The organism is Pseudomonas sp. PB105, from assembly GCF_009764655.1.
GTDB classification, from domain to species: Bacteria; Pseudomonadota; Gammaproteobacteria; order Pseudomonadales; family Pseudomonadaceae; genus Aquipseudomonas; species Aquipseudomonas cyclaminis.
Genome location: NZ_RWIO01000038.1, coordinates 159,870 through 177,183, shown reverse-complemented (window position 1 = coordinate 177,183; position 17,314 = coordinate 159,870). Strand labels below are relative to the sequence as shown.

Below are 17,314 nucleotides of genomic sequence, written 5' to 3'. Positions count from 1 at the left end.
TTTTTCTGAAAAAACGCGGTGGCTTTGATGGGGCTGCTTCGCAGCCCAGCGCGGGACAAGCCCGCTCACCACAACAGCCCATTTGCCATAGATTCAGCATCCACGGGAAGTTGTGTAGATACCTATGGCTATCGGGGGCAAGCCCCCTTCCCACATTTAGACCCAGGTGTGTCAGCCCACGCCTACTTCCACCACTCCAGCATTCAACCGCACCGGCCACACCCGCAGGCGCTGATCCGGCGCCTCCAGGCACTGGCCGTCGTGCAAGCGGTAATGCTGCTTATAGATCGGCGCAGCCACCACCAGATCGCCCTTGATGCTGCCGACCAAACCGCGACCAATCACATTCGCTCCCGACTCCGGGTCATGGTTGTCGATGGCGAACAGCGTCCGCTCCTGCGCGCCCGGCAGGTAGAACAGCGCCACTTGCGCGCCGTCCAGCCACACCACCACGCCGGAATGGCGCACCAGGTCAGTCTCGTTGCACACGCGTTTCCAGGTGGACTGGCTCATCAGGCAAGCTCCTCGATGACAGGAATCAGGTTGAGTTCAGCGGCCATGATCGGCCGGCGCTGGCCGCGTTCCTGGACAAAGTGGATGTCCGGATCCGGGCGTTTGTCGTTGACGAAGGTGCGGAAGCGCTTGAGTTTCTCCGGGTCTTTAAGGGCGTTGGCCCATTCGCATTCGTAGCGATCGACCACCAGTTGCATTTGCGCTTCCAGCTCGGCGCCCAGGCCCAGGCTGTCGTGCAGGATCACGTCCTTGAGGAAATCCAGGCCGCCTTCCAGGCTTTCGCGCCACACCGAGGTGCGCTGCAGTTTGTCGGCGGTGCGGATGTAGAACATCAGGAAACGGTCGATGTACTGGATCAGCGTGGCGTCATCGAGGTCGGTGGCAAACAGTTCGGCATGGCGCGGACGCATGCCGCCGTTACCGGCAATGTAGAGGTTCCAGCCCTTTTCGGTGGCAATCACGCCCACGTCTTTGCTCTGGGCTTCAGCGCATTCACGGGTGCAGCCGGACACCGCGAACTTGAGCTTGTGCGGCGAACGCAGGCCCTTGTAGCGGTCCTCGATCAGCAGCGCCATTTTCACGCTGTCCTGCACGCCGTAGCGGCACCAGGTGCTGCCCACGCAGGACTTGACCGTGCGCGTGGATTTGCCATACGCGTGCCCGGTCTCGAAGCCGGCCGCGATCAGCTCGGCCCAGATATCCGGCAGCTCATGCAGTTGCGCGCCAAACAGGTCGATGCGCTGGCCGCCGGTGATCTTGGTGTAGAGGTCGTATTTCTTCGCCACCTCGCCAATCACGATCAGCTTGTCGGCGGTAATCTCGCCGCCCGGAATCCGTGGCACCACCGAGTAGGTGCCGTTCTTCTGCATGTTGGCCATGAACGTGTCGTTGGTGTCCTGCAACGGCACCAGCGAGGCATCCATGATCGGCTGGTTCCAGCACGAAGCCAGGATCGAACCCACCGCCGGTTTGCACACGTCGCACCCGGTGTGGCCACGGCCGTGCTTGGCCAGCAGTTCTTCGAAGGTGATTACCCCTTCCACCCGCACCAGGGCATACAGTTCCTGGCGGGTATAGGCGAAGTGTTCGCACAGGCTCTTGTCGACGCTGACACCACGGGCGATCAGTTCGTGTTCAAACACCTGCTTGAGCAAGCCCGCGCAACCGCCGCAACCGGTGCAAGCCTTGGTCTGGGATTTGAGCAGGCCCAGGTCGCTGCAACCGCCGTCGATGGCCGAGCAGATCGCACCTTTGGTGACGTTGTGGCAGGAACACACGGTGGCCGATTCGGGCAACGCGCCGGGGCCGAGGGTCGGTGCGCCGGCGGAGGACGGCAGGATCAGGCTGGCCGGTTCCGCCGGCAGCGCAATCGCGTTCTGCATGTATTGCAGCAAGGTGTCGTAGTAACTGTTGTCACCCACCAGTACCGCACCGATCACATGCTTGCCCGATGCGTCCACCACCAGGCGCCGGTAGCTGGCGCTGGCCTCGTCGATAAACTGGTAGCTGCGCGCACCCGGCGTGTGGGCGTGGGCGTCGCCGATGGAGCCAACGTCCACGCCGAGCAGTTTGAGCTTGGTGGACATGTCGGCGCCGACAAACGGCTCGGCGGCCTGCGCGCACAACAGCGCGGCAACCCCACGGGCCATCTGGTAGCCCGGCGCGACCAGACCGAACAGGCTGCCATTCCACGAGGCACACTCGCCAATCGCGTAGATGTGCGGGTCGCAGCTTTTGCATTCATCGTTGATCACCACGCCGCCGCGCGGGCCGATCTCCAGGCCAGCCTGGCGCGCCAGTGCATCCTGGGCGCGGATACCGGCGGAGAATACGATAAGGTCGGTTTCCAGAAATTCGTCGTTGGCAAAGTTCATGCGATAGCGGTACTGCTCGCCCGCGCTGATCGACTGCGTGGCACGGGACAGGTGCACACCGACGCCCAGCCGTTCGATCTGGGCCTTGAGCGCCAGGCCGCCAAAATCATCCAACTGCACTGGCATCAAGCGCGGCGCGAACTCCACCACATGGGCTTCCAGGCCGAGGCTTTTCAGGGCGTTCGCCGCTTCCAGGCCCAGCAAGCCACCGCCGACCACTACCCCGCGCCGGGCATTGGCTGCCGCAGCACGAATGGCATCAAGGTCTTGCAAGGTGCGATACACCAACCGCGAATCGCCCTCGGCGCCTTCAATAGGTGGCACAAACGGGTAGGAACCGGTGGCCAGGACCAAGGTGTCGTAGCCCACACAGCCCTGCGCCGTGATCACCTCACGGCGGGCGCGGTCGATTTCCAGCACCGGCACGCCCAAGTGCAAGGTCACACCCGGCGTCTGGTACAGCGACGCTTCGCAGAGGGCCAACGACTCGGCATCGCGGCCGGTGAAATACTCGGAGAGGTGCACACGGTCATAGGCGCGCATCGGCTCCTCACTGAACACATGCAGGTGGAAGTGCTCCAGCGCACCGCGCTCGATCAGTTGCTCCACGCAATGGTGACCGACCATGCCATTGCCAACGACGATCAGGGTTTTCATCGGTTTGTTCATATCAGCACCTGACAACATTCATCACGGTTTAAAAAGCAAAAAAAAACGCCTGAAACCTTGCGGTTCCAGGCGTCTTTGCCTGTTCTTATGCGGGATCGGTTCGGACGACTTCGCCGGATCCATCGCTTTATGCCCATGACCTTGAAGGGCCTGTCGATCGTCGTTGACCGAGTGGGGTTGAGGGGGAGCTTGCAGGCGGCGTGCCAATTGGCCGCAACCCCGCAGTCGCGGCTACGCCAGCCCTTCAACCCAGCAATACGCCCACGATTGCGCCTCCAACTGGTGCGCCCCGCATCATATAAGTGCGCATACCCGCCTCTGTGGCGAGGGAGCTTGCTCCCGCTGGAGTGCGCAGCGCTCCCTGGATTTTGGGGGCGCTTCGCAGCCCAGCGGGAGCAAGTTCCCTCGCCACAGTGGGTAAGCCACTTGAAATGCAAAGCTGGCGCGTGACTTGCTAGGAACACCTGCATAAAGCAGTCAACGCTGATTGCCCATTCACGACAAAGGCGCCGTGCAACCCCCGTTTCCAAACGGAGGGTTGCAAGGCGCTTTTTTGTTGGCGGGTAAAAAAGTTTCGAGGGTGACGGATGGCAAACCAAAGCGTACGCAGCGTGTGTCCTTATTGTGGCGTCGGCTGCGGCATCGTGATGCAAGTGGAAAACAATAAAGTGGTCAAGGTGATCGGCGACAAGGCTCACCCCACCAACTTCGGTCGCCTGTGCACCAAAGGCACTACGTGCGGCCAAGCCATCGCCGAGTCAGGGCGCATGGAGAATGCCTACCTGCGCGAAGAGCGCGATCACGACCCGGTGCGCATCGCCATGGACACCGCCATCAGCGAAACCGCCAGCCGCCTGCGCCATATCCTCGACCGCGATGGCCCCGATGCGCTGGCGTTCTACGTGTCCGGGCAAATGTCCCTGGAGGCGCAGTACCTCGTCAACAAGTTGGCCAAGGGCTTTGTGCGCACGCCGAACATCGAATCCAACTCGCGCCTGTGCATGGCCAGCGCGGGCAGCGGCTACAAGCTGTCCCTGGGCTCGGATGGGCCACCGGGGTCATACGAAGACTTTGACCGCGCCGACCTGTTCTTCGTGATCGGCGCCAACATGACCGACTGTCACCCGATTCTGTTCCTGCGCATGATGGACCGGGTCAAGGCCGGGGCGAAGCTGATCGTGGTCGACCCCCGACGCAGCGCCACCGCCGACAAGGCCGACCTGTACCTGCCGATCAAGCCCGGCACCGACCTCGCCCTGCTCAATGGCCTGCTGTACCTGCTGGTTAAAAACGGCCACACCGACCCAGCCTTCATCGCCGCATTCACCGAAGGCTGGGAGGCCATGCCTGGCTTTCTTGAGGACTATTCGCCCGACCGCGTCGCCGCCCTCACCGGCCTGGCCGAAGCGGATATCCGCCAAGCCGCCGACTGGATCGGCCAAGCCGCCGAGTGGATGAGTTGCTGGACCATGGGCCTCAACCAAAGCACCCACGGCACCTGGAACACCAACGCCCTGTGCAACCTGCACCTGGCCACCGGCGCGATTTGCCGCCCCGGCAGCGGGCCGTTTTCCCTCACCGGCCAACCCAACGCCATGGGTGGCCGCGAGATGGGCTACATGGGCCCAGGCCTGCCGGGGCAGCGTTCGGTGCTGGTCGAAGCCGACCGCGCATTTATCGAAGACCTCTGGCAAATCCCGCCTGACCACCTGCCGCGCCAGGCCGGCAACGGCACCGTGGCGATGTTCGAGCAGATGGCTGCCGGGCAGATCAAGGCGTGTTGGATCATCTGCACCAACCCGGTGGCCAGCGTGCCCAATCGCCAGATCGCCATCGACGGTTTGCGCACCGCCGAACTGGTGATCACCCAGGACGCCTACCTCGACACCGAGACCAACCGCTACGCCGATATCCTGCTGCCCGGCGCCCTGTGGGCCGAGGCTGAAGGGGTGATGATCAACTCCGAACGCAACCTGACCCTGATGCAGAAAGCCGTCGAGGCGCCCGGCGACACGTTGCCCGACTGGCAAATCATCGCTCGGGTTGCCTGTGAAATGGGCTTTGCCGACGCCTTCACCTACGCCAGCGCCGTCGAGGTATTCGAAGAAATCAAACGCGCCTGGAACCCCAAGACCGGCTACGACCTACGCGGCGCCAGCCACGCACGCCTGCGTGAACAACCGCTGCAATGGCCCTGCGCTTCGGCCGATGGCGCGGACCGCAACCCGATCCGCTATCGCACTGCCGCCACGCTCGCATTCGCCACCGACAGCGGCAAAGGCCAGTTCTTCCCGCGCCCCCATATGCCGCCTGCGGAAATGCCCGACGAGCGCTTCCCGTTCGTGCTCAACACCGGCCGCCTGCAGCACCAGTGGCACACCCTGACCAAGACCGGCAAGGTCGCCACCCTGAACAAACTCAACCCCGGCCCGTTCGTGGAAATCCACCCCGACGATGCCACGCGCCTGGGCCTCAAGGCCAAGGATCCGGTGGAGGTGCGCTCCCTGCGCGGGCGTGCCGTGCTGCCAGCGCTGATCACCGACCGCGTGCGTCCCGGCAACTGCTTTGCGCCCTTCCACTGGAACGATGTGTTTGGCGAGCACCTGGCGATCAACGCGGTGACCAACGATGCCGTCGACCCGATTTCCCTGCAGCCCGAGTTCAAGTGTTGCGCTGTCGCGCTGGCCCGAGTCGAGCTGATCGACCATCAGTTCCTTGATCAACCCGCTCCCCAAGATCTCCGAGAGGACTTCAGCATGTCGCGCCTCGACGCCTTCGCCGAACTCGCCGGCATCCGTAACGTACCGGCGCCGTTACTGAGCGACAGTGAACGCACCTACCTCGCCGGGTTCCTCAGCGGCCTGCACGCCAGTGCGGCGCGCCAGGACGCTGGCGTACCGGTAATGCCGGCGAGCGCGCCGCTGACCAAGGATGCCCGCCTATGGCTGGACGGCTTGCTCGGCGGTTTGTTCAGCCGCGCAGACTCTGCGCCAGCAGCCGCCCCGGACGTCACGCTGTTGTGGGCGTCGCAGACCGGCAATGCCGAAGCCCTCGCCGAGCGCTTTGCCAAACGCCTGCGCGAAGCGGGTATCAGCGTAGAACTGAGCGCCATGGCGGACTTCCCCGCAAGCAAACTGGCCAGCATCCAGACCCTGGCCCTGATCAGCAGCACCTTTGGCGACGGCGATCCACCGGACAATGGCGAAGGGTTCTGGCACAGCCTCAGCACCGTCGAGACGCGCCTTGAGTCTCTGCGGTTTGCGGTGCTCGCCTTGGGCGATCCGAATTACGACCAGTTCTGCAAGCACGGCAAAAGGCTTGACCAGCGCCTGCTGGAACTGGGCGCCACTCGCCTGCTGGAACGTGTCGACTGCGACACCGAATTCGAAGAACCCGCCGATGCCTGGCTGACCCGATTCCAGCAAACCCTCAACCCGGCCAAGCCCGTCGCAGCGGCGGCCACCCCGGCCGGCAAAACCAAACTGCATCCGTCACGCCTGCTGCTCAACCGGCACCTGAACCCCCACAGCGCCCACAAGGAAACCCGCCAGTTCGCCCTGGACCTGACGGGCTCCGGCCTGACCTACGAAGCCGGTGATGCCCTCGGCGTGCGGCCGCGCAACTGCCCGGACCTGGTGAGCGAACTGCTTGAGCTGACCCAACTGAGCGCAGGCGCTTCGGTGAACATCGAGACGTTCGGTGACGTGTCGCTGCAACAAGCCCTGACCCAGCACTTCGAAATCGCCCGCCCCGGCAACGAGACCCTGGCCTTTATTGCCGAACGCAGCGCCAATCCAGGCCTGGAGCAACTGCTGCGACCTGAGCACAAGGCCGAACTCAAAGACTGGCTATGGGGCCGACAGCTCACGGATGTGCTGCAGGAATACCCCATCGACTGCTCGGCGGACGAACTGCTCGGTACCCTCAAGCGCCTGCAACCGCGGCTGTATTCGATTGCCTCCAGCGCCAAGGCCCATCCCCAGGAAGTCCACCTCACCGTGGCGGCGGTGCGATACGGCAAACGCAAAGGTGTGTCCTCGACCTTCCTCGCCGACCGCGTCGGCGACGGCGAAGTGCCGGTGTTTGTGCAGCCGTCCAAACACTTCCGCACGCCCAGGGACGGCGATGTGCCGATGATCATGATCGGTCCCGGCACTGGGGTGGCGCCGTTTCGCGCGTTCTTGCAGGAGCGTCGGGCCATGGGGCATCAGGGCCGTAACTGGCTGTTTTTTGGCGAGCAGTACGCCGCCAGCGACTTCTACTACCAGGACGAACTGCAAGGCATGCAGCGCGATGGCCTGCTCACTCACCTGAGCCTGGCGTTTTCCCGTGACCAGGCGCAGAAGATCTACGTGCAGGACCGCATTCGCGAACAGGGCGCCGAGCTGTGGCGCTGGTTGCAGGACGGCGCCAGGCTGTACATCTGCGGCGACGCCAGTCATATGGCCAAGGATGTGGACCAGGCGTTGCGCCAAGTGGCGCATACCCACGGTGGGCTGGGCGTGGAGGACGCCGTGGAGTACTGGCGCCAACTGAGCGAGCAGAAGCGTTACTTGCGTGATGTCTACTGATTGGATACAGAACAATCGTCAATTGTATTGTGTACAAAAAACCCTAAAGATTTGCTGAGTACGGGCCGAAACAGCATTGATAGCAAATCGCCGCACTGTTATTACAGCGTGCGGCGGTTTGACCACCCTCTGCGCTGATGGTCGTCTCGATGAAAATAAAAAATAAGCTTGTCCTGGCATTTGTTTCTGTCGCGTTTATCCCGGTCAGCCTGGTGGCCGTGATCTCTGTCATGAACACGCGAACCCAGGCGGTTGAACAGTTCATTGATGGCAGCACCCGGGAAATCCGCCAGATCGATGGCAATATCCGCCAGTTCTTCGACGGCACGCTACAGAACGTCGATCAAATGGCTACGGATCCTGTATACACCTCTATCAACACCTTGAAGAATTACCAACCCGCGGATGCGCCCAGCCAACCGATGCCTGCGGCCGCGCAAACCGTGATCGACCGTTTCGCCCGCTTTGGCGCCACCCACCCGGCGGCGGCCATCCTGTCCATCGGCCTGGAAGACGGCACCTACGTCAAATGGCCGGATGACCCACAACTGGCCAAATACGACCCGCGCACGCGCCCTTGGTACAAAGCGGCGATGGCCAGCCCCGGCAAGACCGTGCGCACCCCGGCTTACTATTACGACAAAGACGACGTGGCCCTGGTGGGCACTGCACGGGCATTGCTCGACAACGCGGGCAAAGCCAAAGGCGTGTTCGTGGTCAGCGTGTCGCTGAAGAACCTCACTGAGTTGGTCAAGAGCATCAAGCTCGGCGAAAGCGGCTACGTGATGCTGATCGAGGACGGTGTGGTGCTGGTGGACCCGCGTGACGCCGGCCACAGCTTCAAGCCGCTCAAGGATTTGGGCGACGCCTATGCCCACCTTGCCCAAACGCCCCAAGGCTCCACCGAAGTAGAGATCGGCGGTGTGCGCTACATGGCCAACGTGTGGACCTCCCCCGGCCTGGGCTGGCGTTATATCGGGCTGATCGAACACAACGAAGTGATGGCCGAAGCCACACGCATGACCTACCTCACCGCCGCCATCGTCGGCGTGCTGGTGCTGGTCTTCGGCTTGCTCGCGGCAGCGTTTTCCAAGGTGATCGTCAAGCCCATCGGCCAGGTCAGCAGCGGCTTGCAATCCATCGCCGAGGGCGAAGGTGACCTGCGCCACGCGCTGCAGGTGCAGGGCAAGGACGAAACCGCCGAGTTGGCGGGCTGGTTCAACAAGTTTCTGGCGGCCATCCGCCAACTGATCCAGCACATCGGCGCAGCCTCGGCCAATTTGCAGAACGCCTCCAAGGTCAACAGCGAAGTGGCGCACAACATGAACGAAGCCGCCGGGCGTCAGCGTGAGGCGGTGGAGTTGGTGTCCACCGCGTTCAACGAAATGGTTGCCACCGCCAACGAAGTGGCGCGCTCGTGCAGCGGCGCGGCGGAGTCCGCCGAGAACGGCCACCGCCGCGTGGCCGAGGGCAAGCAGCAGATTGAAGTGACCACCGACAACGTCAACCGCCTGGGCCGCCGCCTGACCGAATCGTCCCAGGCCATGGTCGAACTGGAAGCCGGCAGCCGCAGCATCAACCAGATTCTCGGCACCATCCGCGCCATTGCCGAACAGACCAACCTGCTGGCGCTCAACGCCGCCATCGAAGCGGCCCGCGCCGGTGATCAGGGCCGCGGTTTTGCGGTGGTGGCCGATGAAGTGCGCGCACTGGCCAAGCGCACCTCCGACTCCACCGGCGAAATCGAACACCTGCTCGGCACCCTGGAAAACAAGACCCAGGAAGTCACGCAAAAAATGGGCAGTTGCCTGGACCTGTCACGGGCCAGCGTGTCGTCCATCGAGAGCGCGCGGGACAGCTTTGAAGGCATCCAGTTGTCGGTCAACGAGATCCGCGACCAGAACCTGCAAATCTCCGCCGCCGCCGAGGAACAACACAGCGTGGCCGAAGAGATCAACCGGCATATCCAGCAGATCTACGACGAAGCGCGGCTGGTGGAAAGCCTGGCCAACTCGGCGCAGGACGACTCGGGGCGGTTGTCGGAGCTGTCGAGCGAGCTCAATGGGTTGGTGGGGCGCTTCAAGTCCTGACTTTCGGCAAGCGCGCCTGTAGGCGCTGGCTTGTGGTGAGCGGGCTTGTCCCGCTCACCACAACGTTATGTGTCAGCTTTCAGGAGCTATGTGGATACCTGTGCCGCGATTGCGGCGGTATGTTGCAAGGCCATCCACGCCATAAAGGTTTGCAACCGGGTGGTGAAGTTGTCGCCTTGCGCTTCGGGATTTCGCGCTTCAAACAGAAAGAATGCCACCTGTGTGATCATCGTCGGATAACACCGCACGAACAGCGCGACATGTTCTTCAAGCGTCTGCGGCCACGTCGTCGCCTCTTCCGAGCGCAACACATGCGTGGCCCGCACCACCTTGCGCGACGCTTCACGCTGCAAGCGCAGGCGTTGCGGCTCGGCATCGGCCTGCGCGATACGTGCGAGATAGCCCGCCAACACCTGTTCAAAGTCAGCATTCAGCGCCACGGCGATCTCGCGTGACGGCCGAAACCGCTCAAACTGTTGCGACAGGTCATTGCCCCACAGGCAGCGACAATGGTGCTTGAGCCAGAAGCCCCAGCTGTGCGTGTTTTCAGGCGCCAGGACTTGCGCACGACTGCCAATATCGAAATCCACCTTGATAACCTCCGGGTGGCGCTGCTCCAGCGCCTGGCGGATCGCCTCCAGGCGTTCCAATAGCGGCGCAGTCGGCGGTTCGCGCAGCACCAGCGTGAGGTCAAGGTCAGAGACCCCGAGCGTGGCGTCTGCCCTGGCGACACTGCCGTACAGATAGATCCCATCGAGCCCCAGATCATCCTGCGACAGCGACGCGCAGACATCCTCAAGCAGTGGTTGAAACTCAGGCTGCACGGGGCTATCGGTGACGCTGAGGATGTAACCGTTGAGGTCGATGTTCGACAGGCTCATGACTGTTTCTTCCAGTGTTCATAAAACGCCAGCGCCGCCACGTTCTTGTCCTTGGCTTCCAGCATGATGTCGAAGCGCTCCAGAAACTGCAGCGCGTAGTCGTTGGTCCAGCGGTTCCACATTTGCGCACTGTGGCCGTACAGGTCGCGCTTGGACACCACCTGCAACAGCGCGTCCATTTCCAGCTTGTGCTCGGCGTCGAAACCCAGCTCCTGCAGGCTTTCCTGGGGTTGGGAGTAATGCATCGTCGGGCGTACGCCGCGCCAGCTGTCGATCACGCGAGCGACACGTTCGCTGTTGGGGTCGATGTACGCGTTTTCGTTGATCCAGCAGTGGTGAATGTCGAGCACCACCGGCGCGAGGTCGGCGACTTGCAGGCAGTGGTCGAGGCCATAAGTCTTTTCATCGTTTTCAAAGGTGATGCAGTTGCGCGCCACCTCGGACAAACGCAACCACACGGCGCGGGTGCCTTCCACGCCGAGGCGCCCGGCGATGTGCACGTTGCACTTGAGGTCCTGGAAGCGCCGGCCGTAGCCCATCATGCGGATCATGTCGGCGTGGTATTCGAATTCGGCGAGGCTGTTTTCCACCACGCCGGGGTTTTCCGAACCCAGCACGCAGTATTGGCCGGGGTGGAACGACAGCCGAATATCCGAGGCGCGCGCCAGCTCGCCGATGGCGGCGAACCCTTCGATCAATTGGCGTTCGATGGCAGGGTCTTTATAAACGTCGGCGACTTTAGGATGGCTGTAGAACGGCAGCAGGTCGCTGCTCAGGCGCAGCATGCGCAAGGTCGGCGGCAGGTCGGCGACATAGGCCAGCAGGCGTAACTGTGCCGCCAGGTTATGGGTGACCACTTCGACCAGCTTGTCGCGGGCGACCTGCGGCGTGACTCCGTCCATCCAGCGCAAGGTGGTGGTGCGCGGGTTGAAGGGGCCTTCGATCAGCTTGAGGGCGCTGGCCGACAATAGGCGTTCTGGATGCTTGTACTGGCAGGCAAAGCCAATGCGAGGGTGTGTCATGGAGGCGCCCGGCGAAAGGAAAGGACAGGATGATACGGCGTTAGGCGTGGGCTCAGGCAGCGGGTTCATAATATTTAGACACTGATCACCCTGAACTTTCTGACAAGCGCCGCGCTCACTTCCTATGCGCTGCCGCGCCCAGATGCGTTGGATAGCTACGTTGAAACAACGCGACGTTGAAAAAAAAGCTACGTTGAAACAGACAAGGAGCCGCCATCACCATGACTACCCTCTCCACTTATCGCCGCACGCCAGGTCCGCTGCATGCGACCTTGCTCGCCGGCACCGTGCCGCTGTTTCTCGGCGCCCTGCTCAGTGACATTGCCTACACCCAGACCTACCAGATTCAATGGGCCAACTTCGCCTCCTGGCTGATTGCCGGTGCCTTGGTATTCGGTGGTTTTGCGCTGCTGTTTGCACTGGTCAACCTGCTGCGCGCCGAGCGCAAGGCCGGGCAGCCCACGCTGTATGTCCTGCTGCTGTTGGTCACCTGGGTCCTGGGCTTGGTCAATGCCTTCCAACACGCCAAGGATGCCTACGCCGCCATGCCGACCGGCCTGGTGTTGTCGGCAATCGTGATGCTGCTGACGCTGGCAGCCACGTGGACTGGCCTGCGTTCGGGAGGTGCCAAATGAAAACGTCCAATACATTGACCCTGTTGAGTGCCGCCCTGCTGCTGAGTGCCTGTGGTGGCGAAGGCGATAAAACCCAGGCCCGTGGCCCTGATCCCAAGTTGCCCGAGCAGCAAAGCAGCCTGCTGCCGAGCATGAAGATCGCCGAGCCCGCGCCGTGGGGCGAGCAGAAACCCAAAGTGCCCGAGGGTTACAGCGTGACCGCAATCGCCACCGACCTGGCGATTCCGCGCCAGACCCTGGTGCTGCCCAACGGTGACATCCTCGTCGCCGAAGGCCGTGGCGGCAGTGCGGCCAAGCTCAAGCCCAAGGATGTGATCGCCAGCCTGATCAAGGCCGAGGGCAACACCAAGGTCAAGGGCGGCAACCGCCTGACCCTGCTGCGCGACGCCGACGGTGACGGCACCTACGAGCTGAAAACCGTGTTCGCCGACAACCTCAACGCGCCCTACGGCCTGGCATTTGCCGACGGCAAGCTCTACGTGGCCAACCAGGATGCGCTGGTGCGGTTCGACTACACCGACGGCCAGACCAAGGCCAGTGGCGCGCCGGTCAAAGTCACCGACCTGCCGGCACAGATCAACCACCACTGGACCAAGTCCCTGGCCGTGAGTGCTGACGGACGCCAGCTCTACGTGGGCATCGGCTCCAACAGCAACGTGACCGAACGGGGCATGGAAGTGGAAATCGACCGCGCCATGGTCTGGCAGATCGACGCCGCCACCGGCGCGCACAAGCCCTATGCCACCGGGCTGCGCAACCCGACGGCGCTGACCATCCAACCGGACTCCGAGCAATTGTGGACAGTAGTCAACGAACGCGACGAACTCGGCCCCGACCTGGTGCCGGATTACCTGACGTCGGTGCGTGAAGGCGCGTTCTACGGCTGGCCCTACAGCTACTGGGGCCAGAACGTCGACCCGCGTGCGCAACCGCAGAACCCGGCCAAAGTCGCGGCCGCGATCAAGCCCGATTACAGCCTGGGCTCCCATGTGGCGGCGCTCGGTGTGGACTTCTCCATCCCGGCCATGGGCGAGAAATTCGCCGATGGGGTGTTCGTCGGCGAGCATGGCAGTTGGAACCGTGAGAATCCGGTGGGCTACAAGGTGATCTTTGTGCCGTTCAGCAATGGCAAACCGGCGGGCGAGCCGATTGATTTCGCCACCGGCTTCCGTGGCGACGACGGCAAGACCCGTGGCCGCCCGGTGGGTGTGACGGTGGACCCCAAGGGTGCACTGATCATTGCCGATGACTTGGCCAATACGGTGTGGCGAGTGACGCGTAACCAATAGCAGCAGATGCGGGGTTTTCTGCTACAGAAAACCCCGTACAGGGAGTTCGCGTTACAGGTCAGCGATTTCCTTGTGACGCGGTACCAAAGCTTTCATCACGCTCCAGGCCACCAGGTAAGCCAGCGCGCAGATGGCGAACATGATCATGTAGCCAGTGTGGATGTCGTTGATCGACTTGTAGTAGTCGAACACCCAACCGCCGATCTTGGTCATCACCACGCCGCCGATCCCACCGGCCATGCCGCCAATGCCGACCACCGAGGCCACGGTTTTCTGCGGGAACATGTCCGACACGGTGGTGAAGATGTTGCACGACCACGCCTGGTGCGCAGACGCACCCACGCCGATCAGCAATACCGGGACCCAGAAGCTGATATAGCCCAGGGGCTGCGCCAGCAGTACCACCAGCGGGAACAGCGCGATCACCAGCATGGCTTTCATGCGGCCGTCGTACGGAGCATCGCCGCGGGCCATGAAGTAGCTGGGGAACCAGCCGCCGCCGATACTGCCGACCATGGTCATGCTGTACAGCACCGCCAGCGGCATGACGATATCGGCGCCTTTCATGCCGTATTGCGCCGACAGGTAAGTCGGTAGCCAGAACAGGAAGAACCACCACACGCCGTCGGTCATGAACTTGCCGAAGGCAAAGGCCCAGGTCTGGCGGTAGGTCAGCAGCTTGAACCACGAAACTTTCTTCCCGGACGTGCCAGCCGGGGCTTTGGTGTGTGGCTGTACGGTCTGGTCACTGCGGATATAGGCCAGTTCTTCGGCCGACAGGCGTTTTTGCTGCTCGGGCTTTTCATACACCGCCGCCCACACCGCCACCCACAGGAAGCCGAGCATGCCGATCACCATGAAGGCGGCCTCCCAGCCCCACATACCGGCAATCAGCGGCACGCAGATCGGCGCCAGGATTGCGCCGACATTGGCACCGGAGTTGAAGATACCGGTCGCGAAGGACCGCTCCTTCTTGGGGAAATATTCGGCGGTAGCCTTGATCGCAATTGGGAAATTACCCGCCTCGCCAATCGCCAGCACTGCACGGGAGAGCATGAAGCCGGCAATCGATACCGGAATGACCGCCAACCCAATCGCGCCGCTGACGGCGGCGATGCCCTCACCCATCTGCACCGAGAACGCATGCATGATGGCGCCGGTGGACCAGATGGCAATCGCGACCACATAGGCGGCCTTGGTACCGATTTTGTCGACAAACCGCCCGGCAAACAGCATGGAAATCGCATACACGAACTGGAACACCGCCGCGATGTTGGCGTAATCCGTGTTGCTCCAGCCAAATTGCGTGGACAACTGCGGTGCCAACAGGCTGAGCACCTGACGGTCGAGGTAGTTGACGGTGGTGGCGAAAAACAACATCGCACAGATGGTCCAGCGATAGTTGCCTACCGCCTGACCCACGCGGTGGGCGCTGATGGGCTCGTTCAGATTCATGGCATCACTTTTTATTTTTGTTAGTCAGGACATATGTAACGTCATATGTCGTCGTACAACTGCGACTTTTATAGCGAGACGCCTGAGCGGTGTCAATCTCAAAGATTAACGTTTGTCTAGGTACCACATGGTTACGAGAAGTTTCACGGAGACTCAGTTGTAGGATGACAAATACGCAAGACCAGGCTGGGCGCCTGGCCAGGCACATCGTCAAGAAGGCCGAAGTGCTGCATGCCAACCTTTTCCAACACGCGGATCGAGGCGGCGTGATCGGGTCGCACCAGCCCGAACACTTGGGGCACGTTCAGGTTTTCAAAGGCCAACGCCAGGGCATCGCGGGCAAGTTCGGTGGCATAGCCCTGCCCCCACGCCTCCACGGCAAAACGGTAGCCGAGGTTGATGCGGCGCTCGGTGGCCATTGGGTTGATCCTCTCTCAAGATGCCGCTCTTTTTTGTGGTGAGCGGGCTTGTTGTGGTGAGCGGGCTTGCCCCGCGCTGGGCTGCGCAGCGGCCCCATCAGAACCACCCTCGTTTTTCCAGACAAACCGAGCTGTATGGTTTTGGGGCTGCTTCGCAGCCCAGCGCGGGGCAAGCCCGCTCACCACAGAAGCCCGCCCATCACAAAAGCCAGCTCACCACAGGGAGCTCGTGGAGCTGGAAAATTGCGCTTCCCACAGGTGGTTCTGCACCCGGTTGAGAAAAAATACACCTGCGGGTGAATTATTTCGTGTCCGCTTGTATCTGAACTGACAGAGCGGTGCTATCGCGGTGATAGCACCACCCCTGTTCGGTTTTAGAGTGGTTCGCATGAAATTACGTAAAAAAAGCGTTAAACCCATCGGGTTGAAGGACATCACCATCGTCGACGATGCCAAGGTGCGCAAGGCGATAACTGCCGCCGCCCTGGGCAATGCCATGGAATGGTTCGACTTCGGTGTCTATGGGTTTGTCGCCTATGTGCTCGGTAAAGTGTTCTTTCCGGACGCCTCCCCCAGCGTACAAATGATCGCCGCACTGGGTACGTTCTCCGTGCCATTCCTGATTCGCCCGCTGGGTGGCCTGTTCTTCGGCGCGCTCGGCGATAAGTACGGGCGACAGAAAGTCCTCGCCGCCACCATCGTAATCATGTCCCTGAGCACCTTCGCCATCGGCTTGATTCCCGGCTACGCCTCCATCGGCATCTGGGCGCCGATCCTGTTGCTGCTGTGCAAAATGGCCCAGGGTTTCTCGGTGGGGGGTGAATACACCGGCGCGTCGATTTTCGTCGCCGAATACGCCCCAGACCGCAAGCGCGGTTTCCTCGGCAGTTGGCTGGACTTCGGCTCGATTGCCGGTTTTGTGCTGGGTGCCGGTGTGGTGGTGCTGATCTCCAGCGTGCTCGGCGAAGCCGAATTTGAAGCGTGGGGCTGGCGCCTGCCGTTCTTCCTCGCCCTGCCCCTGGGCATCATCGGCCTGTACCTGCGCCATGCGCTGGAAGAAACCCCAGCGTTCCAGCAGCACATGGACAAGCTCGAACAAGGCGACCGCGAAGGCCTGACCCATGGTCCCAAGGTTTCGTTCAAGGAAGTCGCCACCAAGCATTGGCGCAGCCTGCTGACCTGCATCGGCATCGTCGCGGCGACCAACGTGACGTACTACATGCTGCTCACGTACATGCCGAGCTACCTGTCCCACAACCTGCATTACAAAGAAAACAGCGGCGTGCTGATCATCATCGCGATCATGGTCGGCATGCTGTTTGTGCAGCCGTTCATCGGTTTTGTCAGCGACAAGATCGGCCGCAAGCCCTTCATCATCGCCGGTAGCGTTGGCTTGTTGTTCCTGTCGATCCCGGCATTCATGCTGATCACCAGCGGCAAGATCGGCCTGATCTTCGCCGGTCTCCTGATCCTGGCGGTGATCCTCAACTTCTTCATCGGTGTGATGGCCTCGACGTTGCCGGCGATGTTCCCCACCCACTTGCGCTACAGTGCATTGGCCAGTGCGTTCAACGTTTCGGTGCTGATCGCCGGTGTGACCCCGACCGCCGTGGCCTGGCTGGTGGAAAGCACCAATGACCTGTTCATGCCCGCCTATTACCTGATGGTGTTTGCCGTGGTCGGCCTGATCACCGGCCTGACCATGAAGGAAACCGCCAACAAGCCCCTGCGTGGCGCGGCACCGGCGGCGTCGGACATGGAAGAAGCCAAGGAGTTGCTGCAGGAACACCACGACAACATCGAGCAGAAGATCGAAGACATCGACGCCGAAATTGCTGCATTGGAAGCCAAGCGCCAGAATCTGGTACAACAGCATCCGCGAATCAATTAAGCCCT

Annotated in this window: 10 protein-coding genes and 2 pseudogenes; 6 read left to right on the top strand and 6 right to left on the bottom strand. The window is 61.9% G+C overall.

What is annotated here, in order from left to right; all coding sequences use genetic code 11:
* Window positions 1–171: 171 nt before the first annotated feature.
* Window positions 172–513, bottom strand: coding sequence for a nitrite reductase small subunit NirD (gene nirD / locus EJD88_RS08925; protein ID WP_158877781.1), 342 nt, complete (start codon window positions 511–513; stop codon window positions 172–174).
* Window positions 513–3,056, bottom strand: a complete 2,544-nt coding sequence (nirB, locus tag EJD88_RS08920; RefSeq protein WP_158877779.1) for a nitrite reductase large subunit NirB — start codon at window positions 3,054–3,056, stop codon at window positions 513–515. Before nirB ends, nirD begins: the two co-directional genes overlap by 1 nt.
* Before the next feature lie 587 nt (window positions 3,057–3,643).
* On the opposite strand from nirB, the gene EJD88_RS08915 reads away from it, so the two are divergent.
* The 3 genes and pseudogenes from EJD88_RS08915 to EJD88_RS27515 all read left to right on the top strand — a co-directional run bounded on the left by EJD88_RS08915 (window position 3,644) and on the right by EJD88_RS27515 (window position 9,717).
* Window positions 3,644–7,627 carry a bifunctional nitrate reductase/sulfite reductase flavoprotein subunit alpha gene (locus tag EJD88_RS08915; RefSeq protein WP_158877777.1) on the top strand — a complete coding sequence of 1,328 codons (3,984 nt, stop codon included), beginning with the start codon at window positions 3,644–3,646 and terminating at the stop codon, window positions 7,625–7,627.
* 137 nt (window positions 7,628–7,764) lie between these two features.
* A pseudogene (locus EJD88_RS27520) lies at window positions 7,765–8,862 on the top strand (cache domain-containing protein); the annotation flags it as partial.
* 87 nt (window positions 8,863–8,949) lie between these two features.
* Window positions 8,950–9,717, top strand: a complete 768-nt coding sequence (locus tag EJD88_RS27515; protein WP_371926551.1) for a methyl-accepting chemotaxis protein — start codon at window positions 8,950–8,952, stop codon at window positions 9,715–9,717.
* Window positions 9,718–9,803: 86 nt separating this feature from the next.
* On the opposite strand, the gene EJD88_RS08905 is transcribed toward EJD88_RS27515, so the two are convergent.
* Together EJD88_RS08905 and EJD88_RS08900 are read right to left on the bottom strand one after the other, a co-directional pair.
* Complete coding sequence (locus EJD88_RS08905; RefSeq protein WP_158877775.1) at window positions 9,804–10,598, bottom strand: nucleotidyltransferase domain-containing protein; 795 nt, start codon at window positions 10,596–10,598, stop codon at window positions 9,804–9,806.
* Complete coding sequence (locus tag EJD88_RS08900) at window positions 10,595–11,620, bottom strand: UV damage endonuclease UvsE (protein WP_158877773.1); 1,026 nt, start codon at window positions 11,618–11,620, stop codon at window positions 10,595–10,597. The genes EJD88_RS08905 and EJD88_RS08900 overlap by 4 nt, the downstream gene beginning before the upstream one ends.
* A 221-nt stretch (window positions 11,621–11,841) precedes the next feature.
* On the opposite strand from EJD88_RS08900, the gene EJD88_RS08895 reads away from it, so the two are divergent.
* Together EJD88_RS08895 and EJD88_RS08890 are read left to right on the top strand one after the other, a co-directional pair.
* Window positions 11,842–12,255 (top strand): DUF2231 domain-containing protein, encoded by a 414-nt coding sequence (locus tag EJD88_RS08895; RefSeq protein WP_160385003.1) that lies wholly within the window; start codon window positions 11,842–11,844, stop codon window positions 12,253–12,255.
* Window positions 12,252–13,544, top strand: coding sequence for a sorbosone dehydrogenase family protein (locus EJD88_RS08890; RefSeq protein WP_158877771.1), 1,293 nt, complete (start codon window positions 12,252–12,254; stop codon window positions 13,542–13,544). Before EJD88_RS08895 ends, EJD88_RS08890 begins: the two co-directional genes overlap by 4 nt.
* Window positions 13,545–13,595: 51 nt before the next feature.
* Here the strand turns inward: EJD88_RS08890 and EJD88_RS08885 are convergent, their stop codons facing one another.
* Together EJD88_RS08885 and EJD88_RS08880 are read right to left on the bottom strand one after the other, a co-directional pair.
* The gene (locus tag EJD88_RS08885; protein WP_158877769.1) at window positions 13,596–14,999 is read right to left on the bottom strand and encodes an MFS transporter; all 1,404 of its coding nucleotides are present in this window, start codon (window positions 14,997–14,999) and stop codon (window positions 13,596–13,598) included.
* A gap of 143 nt (window positions 15,000–15,142) precedes the next feature.
* Window positions 15,143–15,412, bottom strand: a pseudogene (locus EJD88_RS08880) (GNAT family N-acetyltransferase); the annotation flags it as partial.
* A gap of 394 nt (window positions 15,413–15,806) precedes the next feature.
* Between EJD88_RS08880 and proP the strand changes: the two are divergent.
* The gene (gene proP, locus EJD88_RS08875) at window positions 15,807–17,309 is read left to right on the top strand and encodes a glycine betaine/L-proline transporter ProP (RefSeq protein ID WP_099585334.1); all 1,503 of its coding nucleotides are present in this window, start codon (window positions 15,807–15,809) and stop codon (window positions 17,307–17,309) included.
* Window positions 17,310–17,314: the final 5 nt, after the last annotated feature.